The organism is Kribbella sp. NBC_01510 (assembly GCF_045040325.1).
Taxonomy (GTDB): Bacteria; Actinomycetota; Actinomycetes; order Propionibacteriales; family Kribbellaceae; genus Kribbella.
Genome location: NZ_CP109418.1, coordinates 1,954,328 through 1,979,012 on the forward strand (window position 1 = coordinate 1,954,328; position 24,685 = coordinate 1,979,012).

At 68.2% G+C, this 24,685-nt stretch carries 26 protein-coding genes; 9 read left to right on the forward strand and 17 right to left on the reverse strand.

All coding sequences use genetic code 11. The features are described from left to right. Nucleotides 1–102: 102 nt before the first annotated feature. Nucleotides 103–2,604: a polysaccharide lyase family 8 super-sandwich domain-containing protein gene (locus OG558_RS09670; protein WP_405069903.1), complete on the forward strand. Its 2,502-nt coding sequence runs from the start codon at nt 103–105 to the stop codon at nt 2,602–2,604. Here the strand turns inward: OG558_RS09670 and OG558_RS09675 are convergent. After that, nucleotides 2,582–3,058, reverse strand: coding sequence for a MarR family winged helix-turn-helix transcriptional regulator (locus OG558_RS09675; protein ID WP_405069904.1), 477 nt, complete (start codon nt 3,056–3,058; stop codon nt 2,582–2,584). The genes OG558_RS09670 and OG558_RS09675 overlap by 23 nt on opposite strands. After that, a complete protein-coding gene (locus OG558_RS09680) occupies nt 3,055–3,654 on the reverse strand; it encodes a DJ-1/PfpI family protein (protein WP_405069905.1) in 600 nt (199 codons plus the stop codon). Before OG558_RS09680 ends, OG558_RS09675 begins: the two co-directional genes overlap by 4 nt. Nucleotides 3,655–3,730: 76 nt before the next feature. Between OG558_RS09680 and OG558_RS09685 the strand changes: the two genes are divergently transcribed. Genes OG558_RS09685 through OG558_RS09695 form a run of 3 tightly spaced genes read left to right on the forward strand, consistent with a single transcriptional unit; the run spans nt 3,731 to nt 6,554 of the window. Further along, nucleotides 3,731–6,055, forward strand: coding sequence for a hypothetical protein (locus tag OG558_RS09685; protein ID WP_405069906.1), 2,325 nt, complete (start codon nt 3,731–3,733; stop codon nt 6,053–6,055). 50 nt (nt 6,056–6,105) lie between these two features. After that, complete coding sequence (locus OG558_RS09690; protein ID WP_405069907.1) at nt 6,106–6,288, forward strand: hypothetical protein; 183 nt, start codon at nt 6,106–6,108, stop codon at nt 6,286–6,288. Next, a complete protein-coding gene (locus OG558_RS09695) occupies nt 6,273–6,554 on the forward strand; it encodes a GNAT family N-acetyltransferase (RefSeq protein WP_405069908.1) in 282 nt (93 codons plus the stop codon). The genes OG558_RS09690 and OG558_RS09695 overlap by 16 nt, the downstream gene beginning before the upstream one ends. Nucleotides 6,555–6,557: 3 nt before the next feature. On the opposite strand, the gene OG558_RS09700 is transcribed toward OG558_RS09695, so the two are convergent. The 8 genes from OG558_RS09700 to OG558_RS09735 form a co-directional block, all read right to left on the reverse strand. After that, complete coding sequence (locus OG558_RS09700) at nt 6,558–6,950, reverse strand: type II toxin-antitoxin system VapC family toxin (RefSeq protein ID WP_405069909.1); 393 nt, start codon at nt 6,948–6,950, stop codon at nt 6,558–6,560. Continuing rightward, entirely contained in the window at nt 6,950–7,183 is a 234-nt protein-coding gene (locus tag OG558_RS09705) for a hypothetical protein (protein WP_405069910.1), read from the reverse strand. Before OG558_RS09705 ends, OG558_RS09700 begins: the two co-directional genes overlap by 1 nt. A 24-nt stretch (nt 7,184–7,207) precedes the next feature. Further along, the gene (locus tag OG558_RS09710) at nt 7,208–7,741 is read right to left on the reverse strand and encodes an AAA family ATPase (RefSeq protein WP_405069911.1); all 534 of its coding nucleotides are present in this window, start codon (nt 7,739–7,741) and stop codon (nt 7,208–7,210) included. Continuing rightward, a complete protein-coding gene (locus OG558_RS09715; RefSeq protein WP_405069912.1) occupies nt 7,738–7,875 on the reverse strand; it encodes a hypothetical protein in 138 nt (45 codons plus the stop codon). The genes OG558_RS09710 and OG558_RS09715 overlap by 4 nt, the downstream gene beginning before the upstream one ends. Further along, nucleotides 7,872–8,945: a MerR family transcriptional regulator gene (locus OG558_RS09720; protein ID WP_405069913.1), complete on the reverse strand. Its 1,074-nt coding sequence runs from the start codon at nt 8,943–8,945 to the stop codon at nt 7,872–7,874. The genes OG558_RS09715 and OG558_RS09720 overlap by 4 nt, the downstream gene beginning before the upstream one ends. A gap of 92 nt (nt 8,946–9,037) precedes the next feature. Further along, nucleotides 9,038–9,556 (reverse strand): AAA family ATPase, encoded by a 519-nt coding sequence (locus OG558_RS09725; protein ID WP_329482840.1) that lies wholly within the window; start codon nt 9,554–9,556, stop codon nt 9,038–9,040. Between the two features lie 178 nt (nt 9,557–9,734). Next, nucleotides 9,735–10,886, reverse strand: coding sequence for an anhydro-N-acetylmuramic acid kinase (locus tag OG558_RS09730; protein WP_405069914.1), 1,152 nt, complete (start codon nt 10,884–10,886; stop codon nt 9,735–9,737). Between the two features lies 1 nt (nt 10,887). After that, on the reverse strand, nt 10,888–11,106 hold the full coding sequence (locus OG558_RS09735) for a hypothetical protein (protein WP_405069915.1): 219 nt from the start codon (nt 11,104–11,106) through the stop codon (nt 10,888–10,890). Between the two features lie 201 nt (nt 11,107–11,307). On the opposite strand from OG558_RS09735, the gene OG558_RS09740 reads away from it, so the two are divergent. Both OG558_RS09740 and OG558_RS09745 read left to right on the forward strand, forming a co-directional pair. After that, nucleotides 11,308–11,715 (forward strand): hypothetical protein, encoded by a 408-nt coding sequence (locus tag OG558_RS09740; protein ID WP_405069916.1) that lies wholly within the window; start codon nt 11,308–11,310, stop codon nt 11,713–11,715. 158 nt (nt 11,716–11,873) lie between these two features. Further along, a complete protein-coding gene (locus OG558_RS09745) occupies nt 11,874–12,788 on the forward strand; it encodes an endo-beta-N-acetylglucosaminidase H (protein WP_405069917.1) in 915 nt (304 codons plus the stop codon). A gap of 43 nt (nt 12,789–12,831) precedes the next feature. On the opposite strand, the gene OG558_RS09750 is transcribed toward OG558_RS09745, so the two are convergent. Next, nucleotides 12,832–13,056, reverse strand: coding sequence for a hypothetical protein (locus tag OG558_RS09750; RefSeq protein WP_405069918.1), 225 nt, complete (start codon nt 13,054–13,056; stop codon nt 12,832–12,834). A gap of 97 nt (nt 13,057–13,153) precedes the next feature. Beyond that, entirely contained in the window at nt 13,154–13,669 is a 516-nt protein-coding gene (locus OG558_RS09755; protein ID WP_405069919.1) for a histidine phosphatase family protein, read from the reverse strand. 94 nt (nt 13,670–13,763) lie between these two features. On the opposite strand from OG558_RS09755, the gene OG558_RS09760 reads away from it, so the two are divergent. The 3 genes from OG558_RS09760 to OG558_RS09770 all read left to right on the forward strand — a co-directional run bounded on the left by OG558_RS09760 (nt 13,764) and on the right by OG558_RS09770 (nt 17,091). Further along, complete coding sequence (locus OG558_RS09760; RefSeq protein WP_405069920.1) at nt 13,764–15,623, forward strand: acyl-CoA dehydrogenase; 1,860 nt, start codon at nt 13,764–13,766, stop codon at nt 15,621–15,623. Between the two features lie 321 nt (nt 15,624–15,944). Beyond that, on the forward strand, nt 15,945–16,718 hold the full coding sequence (locus OG558_RS09765; protein ID WP_405069922.1) for a DUF4097 family beta strand repeat-containing protein: 774 nt from the start codon (nt 15,945–15,947) through the stop codon (nt 16,716–16,718). 124 nt (nt 16,719–16,842) lie between these two features. Further along, entirely contained in the window at nt 16,843–17,091 is a 249-nt protein-coding gene (locus OG558_RS09770; protein WP_329482849.1) for a DUF6458 family protein, read from the forward strand. A 4-nt stretch (nt 17,092–17,095) separates the two neighbouring features. Here the strand turns inward: OG558_RS09770 and OG558_RS09775 are convergent, their stop codons facing one another. The 5 genes from OG558_RS09775 to OG558_RS09795 all read right to left on the reverse strand — a co-directional run bounded on the left by OG558_RS09775 (nt 17,096) and on the right by OG558_RS09795 (nt 24,551). After that, nucleotides 17,096–18,877, reverse strand: coding sequence for an NHL domain-containing thioredoxin family protein (locus OG558_RS09775; RefSeq protein ID WP_405069923.1), 1,782 nt, complete (start codon nt 18,875–18,877; stop codon nt 17,096–17,098). A 778-nt stretch (nt 18,878–19,655) separates the two neighbouring features. After that, entirely contained in the window at nt 19,656–21,290 is a 1,635-nt protein-coding gene (locus OG558_RS09780; RefSeq protein WP_405069924.1) for a hypothetical protein, read from the reverse strand. Between the two features lie 132 nt (nt 21,291–21,422). Continuing rightward, nucleotides 21,423–22,316, reverse strand: a complete 894-nt coding sequence (locus OG558_RS09785; protein WP_329482855.1) for a carbohydrate ABC transporter permease — start codon at nt 22,314–22,316, stop codon at nt 21,423–21,425. Beyond that, a complete protein-coding gene (locus OG558_RS09790; RefSeq protein WP_405069925.1) occupies nt 22,313–23,212 on the reverse strand; it encodes a carbohydrate ABC transporter permease in 900 nt (299 codons plus the stop codon). Before OG558_RS09790 ends, OG558_RS09785 begins: the two co-directional genes overlap by 4 nt. 55 nt (nt 23,213–23,267) lie before the next feature. Continuing rightward, a complete protein-coding gene (locus OG558_RS09795; RefSeq protein ID WP_405069926.1) occupies nt 23,268–24,551 on the reverse strand; it encodes an ABC transporter substrate-binding protein in 1,284 nt (427 codons plus the stop codon). Nucleotides 24,552–24,685 lie beyond the last annotated feature (134 nt).

The window sequence follows — 24,685 nt, forward strand, 5'->3', positions numbered from 1 at the left end:
CCACGAGGACGGCTGAGAAGTTGGCGGCAAACGGTTGCTGAAGGATAGTTTCGACTGGTTGACTCCGAAGGTGAGGTTTTTCCCATCCGCCCGGGAGTACCAGTGGACATCACCCGCCGCCGCCTGCTGTCGTTCGTACCCGCCACCGCCCTGCTGACCGCGGTCAACCCCGCGCCGACCGCCCGAGCTGCCACCCTGAAGGCCATGGCCGATCCGAGCCAGTTGCTCGCCAACGCGATCGCGATCTACGCCGGTACGGCGGAATCCAACGCGCGCCCCGAAGTCGCGGCCAAGCTCGCGGCCCTCGACAGCACCGCACGGACCTGGCTCGCGGCACTCGACCGCGCAGGCGCCGGTGAGCTCTTCGCCGGGCTCCCCCTCGGGACCAGCGATCCCAACCTCAGCGCGTCGTACCAGCACCTCTACGAGATCGCGCTCGCGACCAAACGCCCCGGCCCGGCCTCGGACCTGCAGGGCAACGAGCAGGTCCGGGCCCGCGTCGCGGAGAACCTGGTCTGGCTGCACGAGAACTACTACGGCGACCAGTCGAAGGGGTATTACGGCAACTGGTTCACGTGGGAGATCGGCATCTCGACGTACGTGACGAAGACGCTCGCCCTGCTCGACGCGCCGGCCGCGCTGATCGCGCAGTACGTGCCCTCGATGGACGCCTACCTGCGCAACGGCAAGGACGGCGACGTCGACCTCGACTCGCGCTTCCACACCGGCGCGAACCTCGTCGACATCACCGCGAACCGGGTCCTGCAGGGCGCGCTGATGGGGGACGACGCGCGGATCCGGAAGGCGCTGCAGGACCAGTTCACCGTATTCGCGACCGTCGACCCGTACAACCTGCAGCACGGCGTCACCGACGGGTACTACGCGGACGGCTCGTTCATCCAGCATTCGTCGGTCGCGTACACCGGCTCGTACGGGAAGGCCCTGCTCAGCCGGGTCTTGCAGACCATCAAGGTGCTCGACGGCACCGAGTACGCGCAGAGCGACGACCTGGTCGGCGTGGTCCAGGGCTGGATCGAGCACGGGTTCGCGCCGCTGATCTTCGAGGGCTGGATGATGGAGATCGTCAAGGGTCGCGCCGTGTCCCGGACGGCGACCGGGTACGACGACGTCGCGGTCGTGGTGGAGGCGATCGTCGACCTGGCCGACTACGCGACCGGCGCGGACGCGGCCCGGCTGAAGTCGTTCGCGAAGTTCACCGCGCGGCCGACGATCAACCCGACGAGCTTCGTCTCCCCGGTCAGCGTCGCGCGGTTCGCCGACATCAAGGCCGACCCGGCAATCGTTCCGGCCGACCTCAACCCGGCCGCGAGCAGTACGGCGTTCAACGCAATGGACCGCACTGTCCATCGGCGGCCGGGGTTCGCGTTCGCGCTGGCGCGGAACTCGGAGCGGATCAGCAAGTACGAGTACATGAGCGGCGAGAACCTGATGCCGTGGTTCCAGGGCGACGGCGCGCACTACCTCTACCTGGCCGGCCAGGACCAGACCACGTCGTACGGTGTCGACTACTTCACGACTGTTTCGCCGTACGCGCTGGGCGGCGTCACCGCGCCGGTCGAGGCCCGCAAGACGACCCCGGAACTGTACGGGACGCAGTACTACGACAACCCGCCGACGTTCACCGCGTCGTCGGAGTCGCAGAACACCTATGTGTACTTCCCGACCGGCACCAACGCCCACTCCGGCGGTGCGACGCTCGATGCGTACGGCGCGGCCGGCTGGGTGCAGTCGGATGACTTCGCCTACGCGTCGCGCGACATCCTGCCGGACGATTTCGTGGTCTACCGCAACGCGTCGGCGACCAAGTCGTGGTTCATGCTCGACGACGAGATCGTCGTCCTCGCGGCCGGCGTGGGCGACGCGGATCGTGCAGTGACCACGACACTCGACACCCGTATCGCGGCGACCGGGGACGCTGTCGCGATCACCGGCGTACGGCGGGATGGTCGGACGTGGACCGGGACAGGGACGGTCGATCCGCGGTGGCTGCGGTATGCGGGCGGCGGCGTGTCACTCGGCTACTACTTCCTGCAGCCGAGCGAGGTATCGGTGGAGCTGCAGCAGGTGACGCGGAGCCGGCGCGTGGTGCGGACGTCGAACCCGGACACCGCGGTGACCAAGCAGGTCTTCGGTCTGACGGTCGCGCAGCCCGCCGGGGTCACGCGGTCGATGGCCTACGCATTGGTGCCTAACGCAACGGAATCCGCGCTGCGTTCGTATCAGCACGGACGGATCGCGGTGCTGTCGAACACTCCACGCATGCAGGCGATCCAGCACCTCGGTCTGCGGCTGACCGGCGCCAACACCTTTACGCCTGGCGCTCACACCCTGCCTGGACTGACGATCGACGGACCTGCTTCCGTCCTGCTCCGACGCCAGTCGAGCTCGGTCACCATCGCCGTGTCCGATCCCACGACCGCCCGCGACACCATCACGGTCAACCTCTGGGCTCAGTATCTTCGGCCCGCATCCCCGGCCCCTGGCGTACAGGTAGTGCGGACCGTGGCCGGGACGCGGTTGACCTTCACCACGCGCCATACCAACGGTCGCAGTCTGGTGGTCAGGCTTCTTCCAGCTTGGTGATCAGGGTCTGCATGGTGGCGAGCGTCGTACGCAGATCCTCGAACTCGACCGCCTTGGCGAGTTCGGACGTCCACGGGTGCTGGACGAGCGCGATCTGCCGGATCGCCCAGTAGCCGGCCTCGGTGCAGGCGAGCAGTTTGGCGCGGCGGTGGGCCGGGTTCGGGCGGTACTCGGCGAGGCCGCGCTCGACCAGCAGGTCGGCGATCCGCTGGACCGCCTGCCGGCTGACGCCCATGATCCGCCCGGCGTCGGCCACCGAGCGCGGCTGGTCGAGGACGCCGCCGAGGACCTGCCACCAGGCTGCGGTGATCCCGCCGCGAGCGGCCAGGTCCTGGGCGGCCTCCATCAGCCGCGCGTTCAGGCGGAAGGTGGCGAGGACGACATCCGTCAACAGCGCGCCGCCTTCCGTCTGCCGCGTCGGCTTCGGCCAGTCCTCGCGAGGTGGAACCGTCATCCCACCAGGATCGGGTAGGCGGCCGGGTCGGCCCGGTGGAACACGCCCTCGTACGCGTCCAGCTTCCGCTCGTCCGCGAGCCCGAGCCGCTGCAACGTCGCCCGCGCGAACTGCACCGGCGCATCGGGCCCGGCCGTGATCAGGTCGCCATCGACGACCGCCCGCTCGTCCAGGTAGTTGTCACTGCCCTGGTAACCGGTGGCCTGCAGGTACTCCTTCGCCGCACTGGTGTGCTTGCGCTCGTCCAGCACACCGGCCCGCGCCAACCCGGCCGTCGCACCACAGATCGCCGCCACCGGAATCCCGCTGTCGAGGAACCGCTGCGCCAGCTTCGCGAACGTGTCCCCTTGTCCGGTGTCCCAAAGCCCGGATCCCGCGAGTACCAGCAGATCCCCGTCGTCCGGCTCGACATCCGCCAGCGCCAGGTCCGGCACGACCCGCAGCCCGCCCATCGTCACCACGGGCTCCCTCGACTCCCCCACTGTCACGACCTGCCAGGGCACCCCGGTGAACCGCCCGGTCCGCAACTCGACCAGCAGGTGCCCGATCTCCCAGTCCGCCCACGTGTCATACACCGCTGCATACGCTGTCTTCATAGACAACACTTTGTCATCTCGACAACATATTGTCAATAGTCGCTGCTGCGATGCCATACTCACGTCAGGGGGCACCATGACGACAGCCGCACTCGGTGGGCCAGTCGGGCGGCTGCGGCAGCACTTCGGCGACCGCCTGATTCGCCCGGGGATCGCAGAGGCGCCGTACGACACCAGCATCCGGCTCGGCGCGGCCGCGCTGGTCTCGGCCGGCCTGGCCATCGTCGCGGGCGTCTACGAAATCGGGCCGACGGAACCGCAGGTGTGGTTCTACAGCACGCCGATCGCCGACGCGACCGTCGTGCTGATGCTTGTGTCGCTGGCCCTCGCCGCCTGGTCGGTGGCGACCGTCGCCTCGGTCGCGACGAACGCCCGCCCGTTGCTCGGAGCAACGGCATTGCTCACCTGTGGCGTGAGCTTCAGCGTCCTGGACGGTGCGACCCGGTTGGCGCGCAGCATCGCACTGGTCGCCAAGGAGCTCCCATCCTTCCGGGTCGAGTGGAGTTCCGTGCCGCGGTGGACGCTCGGTCTCATGGTCGTGTCCAGTCTCGTCCCAGCGGTGTGGCTCCTCTTGCCGGCCAGGCGACTCACCAGGTCACCGGTGACGACCGGCTTCATCATCAGCGTGCCGCTGTGGATCACCATCGCCGTCTGGGCGTGGTCCAGCCACGTCACGAACGTCATCCCGTTCCATCTCGCCGGCGGTCTGGCGCCCGACGTCGCCGCGTCCCTGCGGGCGCCTCGATCCGCATCGGCGCTGAAGCTCTTCAGTGGGGTCGCTGCCGCCGGACTCACCGGCTGGCTGGTCATCCTGATCCTGCTGTCCGGTTCGGAGTTCGCCCGGGCGCAGGTGTCGCTGGCCGGCCGTCTCGCCAGGTTGCGGGTCCTGCACCGGCGCGGCGTGGTGATCGCGGCCGCCGTACTCATTCTGGCCGTCCTGACACTCGGCTACCTCGGTGCCTTCGGCTCCACCTCGACAGGTATCTGGCGGGTCGGCTCGATCTGGCAGTGGGCGTACTGCGTCCTCGTGGCGGCAGCCGGCGTCGCGGCCCTGCGATGGGAGTCTCGCAACCCGATCGTTCCCGGCCGATTGCGCAGTACCGTGGCCGTCGCGATCGCCGCACTTGGTCTGCCCTCGGTCTTGCTGGTGGCCGGATCTCTGCTTCAGTTGGTCGTCGGTCCGATCGTCCGCGGAGACTGGGCGCCGACGGCCTTGGACTGGGGTCTGTGGTTCCAGCGGTACGACGGTCTCGCCGCGATCGCGGTGGTCGCCTGGGTGACCAGCGTGTACCTGCGGTCCGATCGCCGGCTGACGACGGGGACGGCGTTCGGACTCGCCTTCGTCTTCTGGGCCCTGCCGAGCGCCGTGCAGGTTGCCGTCGGCAAGCACAGGATCTCCAGCGACCAGCTCCTTGCGTCTCCGCAGCGCCTCGTGGTGTGCGTGTGCATCGCCGTACTGATCGTCGCGATCCGCGTCCGCGACATCGGCGCGGTCTCGCCGCTACTGGTACAGACGCTGATCGGGTCGACGATCTCGGCCTTCGGCATCGACGCGTTGCTGTCCGGATCGCCGGCCACCGCCGCCGCCGTAGTGCTGGTGATCCTGCCGGTGGCGTGGCGGTTCCTCGTCGACACCCGGGAGGAGCGGGAGAAGCCGGCCTGGAAGTCGGTGCTGGCGATGGCGACGTGGGCGACCCTGATCAGCCTGGCGGCCTTCACGATCGGGGCCGGCGCGGGGATCGGCCTCTTCGACAACGGCTCGCGGGTCGAGTGGAACCTGCTGATCGTTCCGTTGACGTTCGCGTTGTTGTGCCAGACCGAGCCGGTGGTGCGCCCGGTCGGTCCAGGGTGGAAAGGTGGGACCCCGGCCACCGTGGTGCCCGCCGGTGGTCCGATCAGATTCGCAGCCGGCGCCGTCGCGGCCGTGGTGATCGCGACCTCGGCGATCCTCAGCATCGCGAGGGTCCCGGACGCTGTCGCCCGGCCGCCGGGTCATCAGGTGACGATCAGCGTGCCGTCCGGCTGGACACCGGGCCAATGCGACCGCACCGACGCCGAGATCGCAAGCATCAACTCGTCCGACCACAAGACCGTCGTCGTCGTCGCGAACGCGCCCGAGCAGGCACTCCGTACGGCGAGTACGGACGAGGCCTGCCAGGAGGCAGCCCTGCTTCAGCAGACGCTGGACTCCCACTGGTGCAAGACAGCCCCGTCAGCTCCACTGGCCGACCTCCCTGACTTCTCCTGGTACTCCTGCACACAGCAGGGCACGACCTTGCGCTACGCCTTCAGTCACACCGCCGGAGACATCAAGGCTCTTCTCTTCGTGACGCTCCCCAACGCGTCCCCGCCCGACGCCACCACCGCCGAGGCCACCCTCACCACCCTGACCTTCAACTGAGCCCATAAACCAGGTGCCTCCACATCGACCAGCCTGCGATCCTGCCTGTCATGCCCGTACGACGCTTGACTCGGGACGACTGGGATGAGCTGTGGCCGCTGGTTCAGGGGTTCGGCACGGCGATGTCCGAGGCGGAAACCCGCCCGCTCTACGAGGAGCTGGCCGACGACCCCCGGTGGGCCGCCTTCGGGTACGACGACGGTGGGCTGGTGGGCTGGTGGGCTATGCGGTGATGCAGGACTACGGACCGCACCTCCGCGCGGGCCGCGTCCATCACGCGCGCCTCCACGACCTCTACGTCGACCCGGCCAACCGTCGTACCGGCGTAGGTCGCGCCCTGATGGCCGCGGTCACCACCTGGGCCTCCACCCGAGTCCGCCACCTCGAATGGCAAGCTCACCACGAACGCTCCGCCCCCTTCTACGAAGCCCTGGGCCACCAAGGCGCCCCCTGCCCCCAACCCGACTACCCCACCTTCGAAATCGAGTTCCCGGCCTGACCGTCAGGCGGGTGCGTCGACAGTCAGCCCGGCCACGCGAGCGGCGTCGGCAAGTCGCTTGTCGTAAGTGACGAACGAGGTGAGCCGAGGCTCGACGCGCAGTGCCGTGGCCAGGTGAATCGCATCCAGGCTGCGCACCGTCGGCGGCTTCACGGTCTGCGCAAGGATCCTCGTGCCGGCATCCAGGTCGATCAGATCGACGAGGTCGAGGACCAGGTGCAGTCGCGCCACGGCAGCGGGCGCATGCCGCGCGAGCGCCCGAGACGACTCGATCTCAGCGAGGACAGAGCTGATCCACCCCACCTCGGCTCGTTCGTCGAGCCAGTCGCGCAGCGCCTGTGACTCGGATTCGGCGTGCACCAGCTTCACGATGGCGGCCGAATCGAGGTAGATCATCAGCGCTCCCCATCGCGATCGCGGGAGATCTCGGCGGCAACATCGACGCCGTCCGGTTCGCCGAGCGGCATCCGCAGAACTGCGCGGCGCATCGCCGCAGCCCGCTCCTTGCGCAGGGCGGCTTCCAGCACGGCTTGCCTGATCACCGCGGAGCGCGAACTGCCGTCGTGGGTCAGCACGTCCAGCGCGTGCTCGGTCTCCGAGTCGGTGCGAATCGTGATGGTGTCTGCCATGCAACCAATGTAAGACATAACGTCTTACGACACCAGGCTCCCGAGGTGATCGCGGATTTGTTCGGCGGCTGATTGGGCTGAGTGTTTGGTGGTGTCTATGACCAGGTCGGCTGCCGGGAGGAGCCACGGGCGGGCGGATTGGTAGGCGGGTACGTGGTTGTGGCGCCACGGGCGGATGTCGTGGCCGTCGGGGTCGGCGTCGATGCGGGTGTGGAGGGTTTCGGGATCGGCGTCCAGGAGGACGTGGACGATGTCATAGCCACGGGTACGGAGGCCCTCCTCGAGCTCGCGCCAGTAGGACTCGACGAGAACGGTTTGTACGGCGATCAAGTGATCGCCCGTGAGGCGGCCGATCTCGTCCACGACGACGGGGACGAGCGTCCGCCACGGTGGCAGCTGCTGGAAGTCCGTGAACTCCTGGTCGCTCAAATTGGCCCTCAGCATGTAGCCGACATGCTCGGGGTCGAACAGCCGCGTCCCCTCGGCCAGCCCGACCAACTTCCCGGCCGTGGTCGTCTTACCGGCCCCGAAGGTCCCGTTGATCCAGATGATCGTCACGTCACGGTACGACGCTCCACAACACCAACTGGTTCGCGGACCAGCGCGAACCCGGCGACCGCGATCTCCCCGGCGGTGTCGCCGAAGATCGAGAGTGTGGAACCTGCTGGCCAGCCGCAGTACGCCCGGTTCACCCATCCAGCCGGACAGGCATCACCAGCGTGGTGAACGTGCCCTGATCGGCTGAGCGTACGACGACTGGCCGGTCCTGGGCGCAGATCTCCAGGAGCACGTCCGGTCCGACACTCGCCTCCAGCGCGGCGCCCAGCAACTCCGCGGTGAACCCGATCCGCGCCGCCCCCGACCCGATCACCTCGAGCGTCTGCTCACCGTCGACCGTCAGCCTCCCCGAACCGATGTCAAAGGCAACAACGTCACGCCCCTCCAGCGCCGCCCGCAACGCGGCCCGGTCCACGACCACCCGACACACCGGCGCCGCAAGCCCATCCAGAATCCCCTGGTACGCCGGATACTCCGCCGCCACCACGCTGATCTGCCGGACCTCGTCCCCTCGCACCAACTCGGCACCCCCAGCGCCGACCTCCACCCGCACCGTCTCCCCAGCCGCCGCCCACCGGCCGAGCTCAGCCAACTCATCCGCCCGCACCAGCACCCGCGCGCTCGGTCCCGCGAACTCCATCGCCCGCACAGTCCGCACCGCCAGCCGATACCGATCCGTCGCCACAAACGTCACCTCGTCCCCGGCGAGCTCGACCAACACACACCCGAGCGCAACAGCCAACTCCGCCTCGACCCCACTGGAGGTGGCGGAAGTCCCGGCGGTGGGCGCGATGATCGGAGCGGGGGCTGCGGCGGCAGGGGCTACTTGGCGGGTGGCGCTGGCGAACTCTGGGCCGCCCAGGATCACGGTTGTTCGTTCGGTGAGTAGCTGGGTGAGGAGGTGGTGGGCGGCGGCTCGAGCGGCTGCGGTCTTTGCCTCGACTGTGCGGAGGTGGGCTCGGACGATGTCCGCGAGTACGGCGGGGTCGGCGTCGAGTGCAAGGCGGACCTCGGCGAGCGGGAGGTCGATTTCGCGGAGGTCGCGGAGCAGGCGGGCGCGGGGTTGCTGGGACGCGGCGTAGTAGCGGTACCCGTTCGAGCTGTCCACCGACGCGGGCGGTAGCAGACCGCAGTCGTCGTAGAACCGCAGCGCACTCGGCGCCAGCCCCACCAACCTGGCGAACTCACTGATCGTCAAACTCATGCCGCCGACCCTCCCCCTTCCACCAGCCTGAAGGTCAACACGGCACCTTTGTGGAACATCACTGCCACCGAGCGCCAGTTATGTTCCGCAGATCAGCCGCGCAGCCGTTCCCAGAGGTTCAGCGGGCCGCCGAACCGTTCGCCGCGGAGCCACTCGAGGATGCTCTTCGCGCACCGCTCCGGCGCGACGTCACCCCGGACCGACCGCGGCACGTGCTTGCGGAGCTCGGCCGCGTCCTCCAAGGCCTCCTCGATCTGCGCCGCCGGCCAGCCTCGCCCGGCCAGCCGTTTCCGCCGGACGGCGTCGGGGCAGTCCAGATGCAGCCACCGCCCCTCGGGCAGCTCGGCGGGCAGCAGCGGCGACAGCAACAGCACGGGGATCCCGGACCGCCGGATCAGCTCGGTGATCCGCAACCACAGGGCGTTGTACGCCGGCCAGATCGGCACCGCGGTCGGACTCGCGATGTCGATCCCGAGCAACCGGCCGTGGTCGTCCAGTAACTCGTCCATGTCCATCACGACCAGGTTCCCCGGACTCAGCCGGAGCAACTCAGGCACCACTGTCGATTTCCCAGAACCGGGCGCACCGGTCACCACGAACAACCTCGTCACAGTCCTAGTGTCGCGCGAGTGGTGGAGCTTGAGCGATGGTGGCGTCCAGGTGCGTGCATCGGGGTGCTTGAGGAGCGTCCTCGATGCGGAGCATCGTGGACGCTGCTCAAGTGCCCCGAGGTGCGTGCATGGGCGTCAGCAGCGCCAAGCTCCACCACTCGCGCGACACTCAGTGCGGTCACCGCACCACGAGCCGCACGGGAGGCCGCACGTCGCCCGGAACAACCGGCAGGCCGCGCAGCCCGGGAGTGACCGACCCGAGCACGCTCGAATGCCCCGCGCCCGTGCAACTCGGCACCGTCCCGCCGAGCCCATGGGCCGTCAGGAAGCCCAGTACGGCGAACGCGTACGCCTCCTTGGCCGCCGACGGGAGCCCGAGCTCGTCCGTCGTCCGCACCGGGACGCCGACCTCCGACGCCAGCAGATGCATCAGCACCGGATTCCGGATCCCACCGCCGGACGCGATCACCTCGGTCCCGCCGTACCGTCGCACCGCGTCGCCGACGGTCCTGGCGGTCAGCGTCGTCACCGTGGCGACCAGATCGTCGGCCGGGATGTCCGGCAGCCCCTCCAGTGCCCGCGCGAGATACGCGAGGTTGAACAGTTCCTTCCCCGTCGACTTCGGCGCCGGCCGGCCATAGTGCGGCTCCGCCAGCAACCGCCCGAGCAACTCCTCGTTCACCCGCCCGCGCGCAGCCATCACCCCGTCCGCGTCGAACGCACGACCGGTCAGCTCCGCCACCACCGCATCGATCAGCGCGTTCGCCGGACCGGTGTCGAAGGCAACAGGTTCACCATGCACCACGGTGATGTTCGCGATCCCGCCGAGATTCAGCGCGATCGGTACGCCGCTGCGCCCGCGCAACCAGAGCACGTCGAGGATGCTGACCAGCGGCGCACCCTGGCCGCCCGCCGCCACATCACGCGACCGCAGATCCGACACGACCGAGATCCCGGTCGCCTCCGCGATCCAGGCCGGCTGCCCGAGCTGCAGCGTCCCGCGCACCGACCCTCCGTCGACCCAGTGGAACATCGTCTGCCCGTGCGACACGATCAGATCGGCGTACCCGCCACACAACTGCTCGACCGCCTGCCGCGCGACGTCGGCGAACGCCTGCCCGATCCCGGTGTCCAGCCGGCACACCTGCTCCATCGTCGTACTTGCCGGCGGCAACGAACCGGCGACAGCAGCCCGCAGTTCGTCCGAATAGGGGTGGCTCAGCAGGCCGAGCGGCGTCAGCACCAACTGATCGCCGTCCAGCCGAAGATCCGCCGCGGCGGCGTCGATGGCGTCGTACGACGTCCCGGACATCAGGCCGATGACTCGCATGTCAGTCCCGCAACTCCCGTCGGTAGTCGTCTCCGCGCAACGTGAGCAGCGCTGCCACGCTCACCGCACACGTCACCGCTACATACCAGGCCGGGATGTCGACGTTCTTCGTCCGCTTGATCAACTCGGTGATGATGAGCCCGGCCGACCCCGAGAACACCGCGTTGGACAACGAGTACGCCAGCCCGAGCCCGGTGTAGCGCGCCCGGGTCGGGAACATCTCCGCCAGCATCGCAGGCCCCGGACCCGCCATCAACCCGACGACCGGACGAGGGCACTGGCCTCGCCGCAGTCGCGGGCGCAGTCCGGGGATCCGTTCGCGGCCCTGCTGAGAGGGAAGACCCGGGGCGACCTCGCCGGCGACAGCGTCTTTCTGGGGCAGGCCCTCGCCACCTGGAAGGACCTCACGGACAGGACCCACATGACGACCGGGGACGACCCGTACCCCGGCACCCCCAAGGTCTACTGGGCAGGGAACACTCCAGCCGGCAAGGCCGCGCTCGTCGTGCAGCCGACGACGTCCATCGATCCGCGGACGGACGCCAAGAGTCACCCGGTCGGCGGCACCTTCATCGGCGAGAGCGACAGCGGCGGGCTGGAAATCCACGGCGGGATCGGCCCCGGCGTGCGCGGGATCTACTGGGCCATCCTGACGAAGGGCAGCACCAGCGTGCTGATCGTCCTGACCGCCGGCACCTCGTCCGGTCAATGGAGTATGGACGGAGAGGCGATACCGCTGCGGCCGTTCAAGGACGGCATCAGCATCACCGAGCTCCCATCCCGCACCCAACCCCTCGACGTCGACTTCAAGCTGCTCCGCACCAGGTAGTCCGCCGTAGTGAGCCCTTGACACCGCGTGAGGGCCCGATCGATGATCGGTGTCGCTATACCGGTTTATCTGCTGCTGCCGCCTGCACTCCCGGCTGGCCAGTGATGGGTACTTAACCGATATAGCGCACCGCCCGCCTTTGAGGAGGAGTCGATCGTATGAGTCAACAACCCATGCGCAGAAGGACCCTGTTGTCAGCCCTGGCTGCCGGCGCCGCCGCGGCCACCACCGGTGTCGCGCTGCCCGCCCAGGCACGAGGGAAGCACTGCAACGCGGCGAAGACCGGCCCGGTTACGGTCGCGTACATCGAGGTGAACGACCACAGCATGCTGAGCGCCGGCAAGTACACGCTTGCGAACGGCGGCGCCCAGGTGATCGACGTCGCGGTGATCTTCGCGGCGAACATCAACTACGACGGCTCGAACGCGTACCTGTCCTTCAACCAGCAGGTGCAGAGCGTGCTCGACAACGTCGCGACCCAGGTCCGGCCGCTGCAGCAGAAGGGCATCAAGGTCCTGCTGTCGATCCTCGGCAACCACCAGGGCGCCGGCTTCGCGAACTTCCCGTCCCAGGCCGCGGCCGATGCCTTCGCCCAGCAGCTCGCCGACGCGGTCAACCAGTACGGCCTGGACGGCATCGACTTCGACGACGAGTACGCCGAGTACGGCAACAACGGCACCGGCCAGCCCAACGACTTCTCGTTCGTCTACCTGGTCCAGGCGCTCCGCGCCAAGCTCCCGAACAAGCTGATCACGCTGTACGACATCGGCCCCGCCGCGGACCGCCTCACCTACAACGGCCAGAGCATCGCCAACACGTTCGACTACGCCTGGAACCCGTACTACGGCACCTGGGCCGTCCCGAGCGGCCCGACCTCGAAGTCCCGCCTCTCGCCGGCCGCGGTGTCATACACCGCGACGAGCTCGTCCACCGCGGCTACCCTCGCCCAACGGACGGTCAGCGAGGGGTACGGCGTCTTCCTCACCTACAACCTCACCGAGTCGGACACCTCGTCGTACATGACCGCCTTCACCCAGAAGCTCTACGGCAGCGCGCCGGTCTACACCCCTTAGTGGCAACGGGATGGCCGGCCGCAAGGGCCGGCCATCCTTTCAGTCAGCGACTCTGACCGCCGCCCTTGCCACGACTGCGCCTGTCGGCCAGTACCTCTGGCGAGTCTGCCCGGCCCGCATTCTTGGTGATGTTGTCTGCCGCCGCTTTCTTGCCTTGCTCATCGAGCTTGCCGACTACCTTTCCGAAGAGCCTGGACTTCTCCTCCACTACCTCGCCGGCCATATCGTCCTTCACCTTGTCGCTGTTGGTGCCAAAGCCCCAGCCCATTGTCATCTCCAGTACGACTCGTGAGGCCGTGCGCGGCCTCGTGCTCATTCCGCGCCGATCCTAGGTCGCGAGAAGGTCTTCGACTCGAGGTTCGGGGCTACAACTCGTACTCCCAGCCCGGCTGCCAGTTGAACGAGGCAACGATCAGTTCGCCCATCGGCTTCCGGCTGCCGAGCAGGTGTTCGAGGGCCCACTGGTTCGCCGAGTGGGCGACCACGAGCACCACCTGGTCGTCGTACCAGCGCTTCACGTCGGCCAGGAACGAGCGGGTCAGCTCGACCACGTCGTTGTAGCTCTGACCGCCGGGGAACGGGCGCTCGACGTGCTGGGCCGGCGGAACGCGCAGGTCCCGCGAGACCCCGTTGAACTCGCCGTAGTCACACTCCCGCAATCGCCAGTCCTGGAAGTGCGGCGCCGCCAGCCCAGCCAGCTCGACTGTCTGGACCGCACGCCTCAGGTCGGAGCTGAAGACCACATCGACGTCGCCGCGCCGCCGGCCCAGCTCGCGCGCCTCATCGCGCCCGCGCGCGGACAACTCTCCCGGCAGCCAGCCGGTCGCTACTCCGTTCTCGTTGTCGACAGTGGTGGCGTGAGTCTCGTAAATCAGCTTCATACCTCACACCCAATCGCACTTTGCCTTCATTACCGGCGGGTATATACTCAAGTTACTCGTGAGTACAATGCTGCGAAGAGGTAGGGGAGCCCCTGTGAGCCACTACAAGTCGAATCTGCGGGACATCGAGTTCAACCTGCTCGAGGTTCTGGGCCGTGACGAGGTGCTCGGGCAGGGCCCGTACGCCGACATGGACGTCGACACCGCGCGTGAGGTGCTGGCGGAGATCGACCGCCTGGCCAAGCACGAGCTGGCCGAGTCCTTCGCCGAGGCCGACCGCAACCCGCCGGTCTTCGACCCGGACACGCACGAGGTCCGGATGCCCGAGGCGTTCAAGAAGAGCTACCACGCATACATGGACGCCGAGTGGTTCAAGCTCGAGCTGCCCGCCGAGCTGGGCGGCCAGCCGACCCCGCCGTCGCTGCGCTGGGCCGCCGCCGAGCTGGTGCTGGGCGCCAACCCGCCGGTGCACATGTACGCCGCCGGCCCCAACTTCGCGCACGTGCTCTGGCGCAACGGCACCGAGCGGGATCAGAAGATCGCGCACCACATCATCGAGCGCGGCTGGGGCGCCACCATGGTGCTGACCGAGCCGGACGCCGGTTCGGACGTGGGCGCCGGGCGGACCAAGGCCATCCTGCAGGAGGACGGCAGCTGGCACATCGAGGGCGTCAAGCGGTTCATCACCTCGGGCGAGCACGACCTGACCGAGAACATCGTCCACCTGGTGCTGGCCCGGCCACAGGGCATCGAGGGTGTCGGCGGTCCCGGGACCAAGGGCCTGAGTCTGTTCGTGGTTCCGAAGTACGACTTCGACCTGGAGACCGGCGAGCTGACCGGGGAGCGCAACGGCGCCTTCGTCACGAACGTCGAGAAGAAGATGGGCATCAAGGTCTCCACGACCTGCGAGATCACCTTCGGCGACGGCGTACCGGCCAAGGGCTGGCTGCTCGGCGAGGTGCACGACGGCATCGCGCAGATGTTCCAGGTGATCGAGTACGCGCGGATGATGGTCGGCACGAAGGCGATCGCCACGCTCTCCACCGGCTACCTGAACGCGCTCGAGTACGCGAAGGAGCGGGTCCAGGGCGCCGACCTGACCCAGCCGGCCAAGGACTCGCCGCGGGTGACGATCACGCACCACCCGGACGTCCGCCGTTCGCTGATGACGCAGAAGGCGTACGCCGAGGCACTGCGGGCGCTGGTGTTGTTCACCGCGACGTACCAGGATCGCGCGGAGCAGGCCCGGTACGCCGGTGAGCACGACACGGTCGCCGAAGGTGTGAACGACCTGCTGCTGCCGCTGGTCAAGGGCTACGGCTCGGAGAAGTCGTGGACGCTGCTCGGGACCGAGTCGCTGCAGACCTTCGGTGGGTCCGGCTTCCTGCAGGACTACCCGATCGAGCAGTACGTGCGGGACGCGAAGATCGACACGCTCTACGAAGGCACGACCGCGATCCAGGGCCAGGACCTGTTCTTCCGCAAGATCATCAAGGACCAGGGCAAGGCGCTGGGCCACCTGGCCGACCTGATCCAGGGCTTCGTCGCCTCGGAGGCGGGCAACGGCCGGCTGAAGGAGGAGCGGGCGCTGCTGGCGAAGGGCCTGGAGGACACCCAGAAGATCCTGGGCGTGATGGGCCAGGCGCTGATGGCGAGCAACCCGCAGGCGGAGAACGGCGACCCGCGCAACATCTACAAGGTCGGCCTGAACACGTCGCGGCTGCTGTACGTCCTCGGTGACGTGGTCTGCTCCTGGCTGATGCTGCGTCAGGCCGAGGTCGCGCTGAACGCTCTCGGCGGCGAGCTCTCCCCCGCCGACCAGGACTTCTACTCCGGCAAGGTCGCGGCGGCCCAGTGGTTCGTCCGCTCCACGATGCCGACGGTCCGGGCCGAGCGCATCAAGGCCGAGCTCACCGACCTCGACATCATGGACCTGCCCGAGTCCGCCTTCTGAGTTTCCAGCCCCTCCGGCTCGACCACTTGCGCGGGTCGAGCCGGAGGCTCGAAAACCCTCGGGGCAGATAGATCTGCCCTGCTCTGCCCCACGATCTGCCCTGGTGAGGACGTCGCTGGTGTAGCAACGTTTCTGCCGGTGGCAACACCACGACCCTGGCTTGGCTTCCCCTGTCCGAGCCAGGGTCGCGTCACGTCCGGCGACTCAGGCTTCCCTGAGGATCCGCTCAGGGAAGCCTCCGGGGGTCTGCCGGATCCTGCGCCACCGTGCCCGCGCCTACTGTCGAGCCGACAAGGGTGGGCGGGGTACGAGAAGAGGCGGATGATGGCGGAGACCAAGCAGCTCGGGGCGATCCTTCTGGTGGCTGCGGCGGGGCTGGCGTTCTGGCAGTTCGGGGACCGGGACTCCGACGACACTCACCAGGTCGACGAGCGGATCACCAAGGTCCAGCTGGCCGCCGAGAGCGCCGACATCACCATCAAGGTGTCCAACGACGACAAGACCACGGTCCAGGAGAAGCGCACGTACTGGCTCTGGAAGCACGGCGACGCGTACTCCGTGAAGGACGGCGTACTCAAGCTCGACGGCGACTGCGGCTGGCAGTGCAGGTCCGACTTCGTGGTGACGGTCCCGCGCGGCACCAAGGTGACCGGCGACAACGGCAGCGGCGACCTGTCGATCTCCGGGGTGAGCGGGGTGGACGCGAAGTCGCGGTCCGGCAAGATCGAGCTCGACGATGTCAGCGGCGACGTGAAGCTCGACCTCACCTCGGGCGACGTCGAGATCGGCGACCTGACCGGCAAGCTGGACGTGACGGCGAACTCCGGCGACATCACGGCCTCCGGTCTGAAGGGCGGTCCGGTGAACGTCCAGACCAGCTCCGGGGACATCGAACTCGGGCTGGCCGAGGCGAACGACGTACGCGCCAAGGGCACCAGCAGCGACATCGAGGTGACCGCTCCGTCCGGCGGCTACAACGTCAGCACCGACACCCGCAGCGGGGACGTCGACAACGAGCTGGGCGACGACCCGAACGGGTCTCACACCATCGAGGCGAGCACCGTGAGCGGCGACATCGACCTCCGCACCCACTGATCAAGCAGGTTTGACCGCGGGTACTAATTGGGTGCCGGGTGGTGCACAAGACACCGGTGTTGATGGATTACGCCGTCGCGGCGGAGTAGCGTCGGGGCACAGAGGATGTCACTAGGAGGCTCGCGTGAGCATCGGTGTGGGGATCTTTTTGATGGTCGTCGGCGCCGTACTGGCGTTCGCCGTCCAGGACTCGTGGGATGCGGTCAACCTGACAGTCGTCGGCTACATCCTGATGCTGGCCGGTCTGGCCGGCATCGCGCTGTCCTTCTACATCACCAACCGGCGCCGTCGCGTCGAGACCGACGCGATCGACCCCGCGGTCGAGGAGGAGTACCGCGTCGTCGAGGAGCACCACCGCGACGTTCAGGAGTAGATTCTCAGGCGGTCGCGCCTGAGAGCACCAGTTCCAGCCGGGCGGGGCCGTCCGCCGTGACGCGGATCGGCACGCCCCAGTCCTGCCGGTGCATGTGACACGCCGGGAACTCGACCTCGGCCGAGTCGTCGCAGGAAGCAGCCTGTACGGCGACGTGCAGTACCCCGTCCCCGACCCGCTCGTCGATGACGAGCCGGCGAGTCAGGTCTGTCGAGTCGCCCGCGCCCTCACGCAGCAGGCTCTCCGGCGTGGACGACACCAGCAACCGCGTCGACGGGCCGTATCGGGTGTCCAGCTTCTGCCCCGGCGGCGGCGTGAACACGACCTCCAACGTCACCTCGCCACCCGCGATGTCCATCGGCGGCCGCTGTGTCCGGGTGCTGAACTCGTCCGCCTTCGCCGACGCGCCGAGCGGAATCCGGGTCAGCCGATGCGCGGCCGACTCGACCACCAGCAGTTCGTTGCCCACGACAACAGCACCGCTCGGCTCAGCCAGCCCGGTCGCCATCGTGTCGACCACGTCGGTGCGCGGGTCATAGCGACGTACGGCGCCGTTGTAGGTGTCGGCGATCGCGATCGAACCATCCCGGAGCACGGTCACACCGAGCGGATGCTGGAGCAGCGCCTCGCTCGCCTTGCCGTCACGCAGCCCGAAGTCGAACAGGCCGGTGCCGACCGCGGTGTGCACCTCGGTGTCGATCCAGCGCAGCGCGGAGATCTCGGAGTCGGCCAGCCAGAGCCGGTCACCGTCCACCGCGAGACCACTCGTCTGCGCGAACCACGCATCGGCAAGCGGGCCGTCCTTCAGCCCCTCGTTCGTCGTGCCAGCGGCAACTTCTGTGACCTTGCGGAACGGATCGTACGTCCACAACTGGTGGACGCCGGCCATCGCGATCCACACCCTGTCCTGCCACCACGCGACATCCCACGGTGAACTCAGGACGTCCGTGCCGTCGCCGTCCATCCATTGCTTGCCGGTGCCAACGAGTGTCGTCACCTCGCCGGTGTACAAGGTGATCCCGCGCAGCGCGTGGTTCACCGTGTCCGCGACCACCACGTCGTACCCGACCCTCGCCGCCACCTCGTCCGGCAGCAGGGTCAACCCATTCGGCTCGGAGAATCGCGCCTCGGACGCGCCGCCGTCGACGAACCCACGCTCACCGGTGCCGATCCGCCGTACGACGGTCTCCGCGTCAGCAGCCAGCTCGACGAGGCTGTGGTTCCCGGCGTCCGCGACCAGGAATCCGTTGTCCAGCGCAACGATCTTCGCCGGGAAGCGGAGATCCGTGGGCTCCGGGGTGGGCGCGACGTACGGCGAGTTGCCTCGGGTCAGCGTGCCGGCCCGCTCGTGCTCGGCGATCAGCTCGGTCAGCAGTGCGTCCAGGGCGTGCGCGTGGCCCTCGCCCGAGTACTGCGCGACGATGTAGCCGTTCGGATCCACCAGTACGAGCGTCGGCCAGGCGCGGGCCGTGTAGTTCTGCCAGGTGATCAGCTCCGGATCGTCCAGCACCGGGTGACCCACCTCGTACCGCTCCACGGCAGCCCGGACCGCGGCTTCCTCCCCCTCATGCGCGAACTTCGGCGAATGTACGCCGACGATCACCAGCGCATCGCCGTACTTCTCCTCCAGCGGCCGCAACTCGTCCAGCACATGCAGACAGTTGATGCAGCAGAACGCCCAGAAATCCAGCAACAGAAAGCGGCCCCGGAAGTCCGAGAGCTTCAGCTCCCGTCCCCCGGTGTTCAACCACCCACGACCCTTGAGCTCCGGCGCACGCACATGCATGCCCCCATTGTCCGCAGCCCCCCAACCACCCAACCCCCGGGGCCCCGGGACAGCATCCGGTGGCCTCGAACAGGCTATTCCCTGTCCTCACCCCCAAGTGGGTGTCCCCAGCTCCGCAACCCGGCAGCCGGCAGCCGTCGGCCGGGTCACGCGGGAGGACACGGATCGCGTCCACCCTGATCCCGTGGCCTGGGACAGGAACCGGTGGGCTTGAACAGGTTATGTCCTGTCCTCACCCCCAAGTGTGTGTCCGCAGCCCCGCAACCCGGCAGCCGTCAGCCGTCAGCCGTCAGCCGTCAGCCGTCAGCCGTCAGCCGTCAGCCGAGTCACGCGGGAGGACGCGGGTCGCGTCCACCCTGATCCCGGCGCCTCGGACAGGAACCCGTGGGCTTGAACAGGTTATGTCCTGTCCTCACCCCCAAGTGGGTGTCCGCAGCCCCGCAACCCGGCAGCCGGCAGCCGTCAGCCGGGTCACGCGGGAGGACGCGGGTCGCATCCACCCTGATCCCGGGGCCTCGGACAGGAACCGGTGGGCTTGAACAGGCTATTCCCTGTCCTCACCCCCAAGTGGGTGTCCGCCCTCCCCACAACCGACAGCCGCCGGTGGGACTGCGGGGGGCGGGCGTACGGGGACCCAGCTGCGGGAGGGAGGGCCAGCGTGCGGGAGGCCCGCGTACGAGGGTGCGGGCCAGTGTGCGGGCGGCCGGCGTACGAGGGGGCGGGCCGGAGTGCGGGGCGGCCCGGCGTGCGGGGGCGGCCGGCGTGCGGGGGCGTGGGGCTAGCGGGGGAGGATGAGGGTGTCGGTGAGGAGTTTGGCGGTTTTGCGGAGGGTGGCGGGGGACGAGGAGAGGTCGGCGGCCAGGGCGTAGGGGGTCAGGGTCTCGCCGGGGCCGACCAGGCGGTGGCGGTGGGCCAGGAGCCAGACGATGGCGCGGGGCCAGGTCGAGAGGCGGGCCTTGGTGAGGAGGTCGGGGGCGTCGCGGACCAGGCGTTCGGCGATGTCGAAGGCGTCGGGGGCGTAGGCGTTGCCCAACGTCTCACCGGCCATCAGCCAGGCGTGTGGGGCCAGGACGGAGAGGGTGGCGGCCTGGGACTTGTCCAGGCCGTGCAGGTCCGGCTGCGGTGGTGAACCCAGGCCGGAGAGTGCTCGGTAGGCGTCTTCCAGGTCGTTGGTGGTGTCGTCGAGGAAGACCCGCTCGCCCGGCTTGGAGCCAACCGGGTCGATCATCGCGGCAGCCTCCAGCGCCGGCGTCCACACGTCCACCGCGTCGACCGCCTCGTCGATGGCGTCCAGCGGCAGGTGGGTCCGCTCCCCGGCGAACTCCAGCCACGCCTTCACCGCCACCGGAACCGCTTCGAAATAGGTGCTATCGGCGAGCACCTTGCGCGGCAACCAGTGCGCCAGGAAGAGCTCCACCAGTACGGCGCTCACCCGCAACGGACCGCCGACGGTGTGATCCACCGCGTGGTCGATCCACAACCGGATGATGTCCGCGGCGTCCTCCGACAGCCCCATGGCGTGCCGCGACTCGAGGAACTCGTCGACCAGCTGGTCCCGCTGCCGAGGTGACAGCAACGGCCGGATCGGCGGCCTGATCGGGCGCTCGGGCAGCTGGGTCAGCCGGTTCACCAGCAGTCCGGAGAAGAACTCGAAGTCCTCGCTCACCGGCGGATCGTCGTAGTCGTCGGTTTCGCCGAGCGCCTGCAGGATGATCCCGGCCGCGGTCGACGGGCGCACGGTCCGGATCGTCACCCGGCCGCCGCGCTGATACGCCTCCAGCACCCGATCCACCGGCGGCCCGACGAACACGTCCTTCACGATCGCGCCGAGGTTGTTGTCGATGAAGACCACCACGGTGTGCGGATGCTGCGCGTCGTCGTAGTCGAGCACCACGCTCAGTCCGTCGCCGGTGATGTCCTCCGACACGATCGCGCTGGTCAGCCGGAACCCGGCGATCCGGGTCACCCACTCCGGCACCTCGGCCTGTGTGCGCAGGCGGGACAGATGGGCCCGCTGCAGCGGCAGCCGCCCGGCCGGACCGACCGTGCGGGCCAGGCTCGTCAACAACACGAAGGAGTCCACATCGCGGCGCTCGCCGAGCACCCGGGCGGCGTCGGCCCAGAAGAACCGCTCCACCTCGCCGATCTCGTCCGGACGCCCGGCCGGCCACAGCTGGTCCGCGAGCATCGCGGCCGAACGCGCGACCGAGGCCTCGGCGATCACCGGGTGCAGCGCGCGGGGCGCGGCGGCGAGATCGAGGGAGAGCGTTTCCTGCAGGGTCTCCAGCACGGCGACGCTGGGCGTGATGTCGACATCGACACCTGCCGTCGGTCCGTGGGGTGAGCCGGGCGTCGAGCCGACCAGCCGCAGATGGCTGCGTCGTCCGTCCCGGCCGCGGGGAGACTTGGTCACGTTCGTGAGGTTACCGTCCGCCGACAGTCCCCCGCAGGCCCCTGCGCGCGTCCTGTGGACAAGTCGATCGACACGCCGTCACCGACGGACTGCGGCCCGTGCGTCGAGTAGCACGGGCCGCACGACGAACCATCAGCCCTTGAGGGCGCCCGCCATCAGGCCGCCGATGAACCAGCGGCCCAGCAGGATGTAGACCAGCAGGGTCGGGAACGACGAGATCAGCGCACCCGCCATGCTGGCCGCGTAGTCGACCTTCTGCCCGCCTGCCAGTGCGGCCAGGCCCAGCGTGACCGGGCCGTTCTGCTGCGTGGTGAGGAACAGGGCGAACAGGAAGTCGTTCCAGACCGAGGTGAACTGCCAGATCAGCGTCACCACGAACCCGGAGATCGAGATCGGCAGGATGATCCGGGCATAGGTCTGGACCAGCCCCGCGCCGTCCACCCGGGCCGACTCGATGATCTCGTTCGGCACGATGGTCGCGTAGTAGTTCCGGAAGATCAGCGTGCAGATCGGGATGCCGTAGATGCAGTGCGCGATGATCAGCGTCGGAATACCCCGGGTGACGTTCAGGTCGGTGAAGGTCACCCGCAGCGGCAGCATCACCGCCTGGTAGGGGATGAACATCCCGAACAGGATGAACGCGAACACGATGTTCGCGCCCGGGAACCGCCAGCGCGCCAGCACGAACCCGTTGATGGACCCGATCATCGACGAGATGATCGCGGCCGGGATCGCCAGCGACAGCGACCGGACGAGGTACGGCTGCAGCACGTCCCAGGCCTTGCGCCACGGCTCCACCGTCCAGACCTGCGGCAAGTTCCACTGCGCGGCGGCAGTGGTGTCACTGGACGTCTTGAAGCTGCCGACCACCACGACGTACACCGGGATGAGGACGAACAGCAGGAAGAGCAGCAGCAGGAGATACTTGATCGACCGGCTCAGCCGGGTCGTCCCATCGGCGCCGGTGCGTGGCTTCCGGCGAATCGCTGCCGCGGTGGTGCCGGTGGCGGCCTCGACAGCGGTCATTCGTTGGTCTCCTGCCGGACGGTGTACGCGACGTACGGGATGACGAGTACGGCGACGACCGCGAGCATCACGATCGCGATCGCGGCCGCCTTGGCCTGGTCGCCGCGCAGCAAGGTGTTCCACATCAGGATCGAGGGCACCTCGGTGCGGAACTGGTTCGGCCCGGTGATCGCGTAGATCAGGTCGAACAGCTTCAGCGACATGTGGCCGAGGATGATCAGCGCCGACAGCGCGATCGGCGACAACTGCGGGAACAGCACGTGCCGGTACAGCTTGAACTCCGACGCACCATCGACCCGCGCCGCCTCGCGCAGCTCCGGCGGGATGCCCCGGAAACCGGCCAGGAACAGCGCCATGATGTACCCGGACAGCTGCCAGACCGCCGGCAGGGCGATGGCCGCCATCGTCGTCCATCTGCTCCCGGCGGTCCACCACGGATTCTCCAGGAAGTGCAGTTGGGTAATCTCGAACAGCCGGTTCAGCCCGCGCGCGTCGTCACCCTGGGACGGGTTCAGCAACCAGCCCCAGACGACACCCGAGGCGATCATCGAGATCGCCATCGGGAAGAGGAAGATCGACCGGAACACGCCCTCGCCGGTGACGCCCTTCTCCAGCAGCAGCGCCCAGACCAAGCCGAAGATCAGCGTGCCCACGATGAACAGCACCGTGAGCACGCCGAGGTTCTTCAGCGAGTTGAGGAACCGGTCCTCATGGAACAGGTTCGTGTAGTTCTCGAACCCGACGTAGTTCGCCGAGCCCCTGCGGGCGGTGTGCCGATCGGTCAGAGACGTGCTGAACGTCCAGGCGATCAGCCCGTACACGAAGTACCCGAGCAGCAGCACCGTCGGCAGCAGCACCAGGGCACCGGGTCCCCAGGTGCGGATTCTTCCGTGCATGCTCAGCCCTCCACCACGACGACAACCACGTGACCGGTCCTCAACTCGCAGCGCATCAGCTCGTCTTCATCGCGTTACCGAGCGCTGTTTGCAGCTTCGCGACATCCGGGCTACCGCTGAACTGGCTGATCGCGGACAGGATGTCGTTGTTCTGGCCCAGCGTGCACGCGGCACCGTGAGCGCAGGACGGGACAATCGTGTCCTTCTTCCAGTCCGCCATCGCGCCCTGCTGGTACTTCGGGTAGTCCGCCGGGTCGGCGTCCGAACGGGCCGGGATCGAGCCCTTCTTGGTGTTGAACGCCTTCTGGCCCTCGGCCGAACCGACGGTCTTCAGCCAGCACTTCGCACCGTCGGGGTCCGCGCCGTTGGTCGGCAGCGTGAACGAGTCCGCCAGGAACTGGAAGTTGCCCGCGGTACCCGGCGCCGGCCAGTAGGTGTACGCCGAGTCCGGCACCTTGTCGGCCAGCTGCTGCGCGGCGACCCAGTCACCCATCAGCGTGTAGCCGGCCTGGCCCTTGTTCACGTACCCCAGCGCGTCCGGCCAGTCGATCGCCTCGCGGTCGGCGTTGGTGTAGGTCAGCAGCGTCTTGTACTTGTTCAGCGCGGCAGTCACGTCCGCACCGGACCAGTCGGTCTTGCCGTCCCACAGACCCTTGAACTTGTCCGCGCCCAGGTCGGCCAGCAGCACGGCCTCGACCAGCATCTCCTGGGCGAAGCCCTTGGAGATGGCCAGCGGCGCCTTCACACCGGCGGCCTTGAGCTTTTCCATGTCCGCGATCCACGCGTCCACGCTGGCCGGCGCGGTGGCACCGTCGATGTTGGCCTTCTTCAGCACCGCGGGGTTGGCCCAGACCACGTTCGCCCGGTGGATGTTGGCCGGGATCGAGTAGATCTTGCCGTCGACGGTCAGGTTGTCGACCAGGTTCTGCGGGAAGGCTTTGTCCAACCCGTAGTCCTTGTACAGCTGACTGACGTCGTCGACCTGCCCGGCGTTGATGTAGTCCTTCAGCTCCGCACCGGCGTGCGCCTGGAACGTCGACGGCGGCTTGCCCGCCTGCAGGTCGTTGGCCAGCACCTGCTTCGCGTTCGAGCCGGCGCCACCGGCGACCGCGGAGTTGACGAACTTGAAGTCCTTGCAGTCGGTGCCGAACACCGACACGAGGCCGTCCAGACCGGCCTTCTCACCACCGTCGGCCCACCAGGTGAAGACAGTGACGTCCTTGTTCGCCGACGAGTTCCCGCCGCCGCTGCCGCTGTTGTCGCTGTTCCCGCAGGCGCTCACCGCGAGAAGACCCGCAGCACCCACCAGCGCCAAGGTCTTACTCAGACCACCACGCATGATTCACTCTCCGATCATTGGATGGAGCCGCCTGTGACAACGATGCCCCCTTGACGGTGCAACTCTGGGCACGCCGCGCGCCGAGTGTCAACGCTCCGCGCAGGCGCGTTGCGCAGACGTGACCCCGAGCCCTT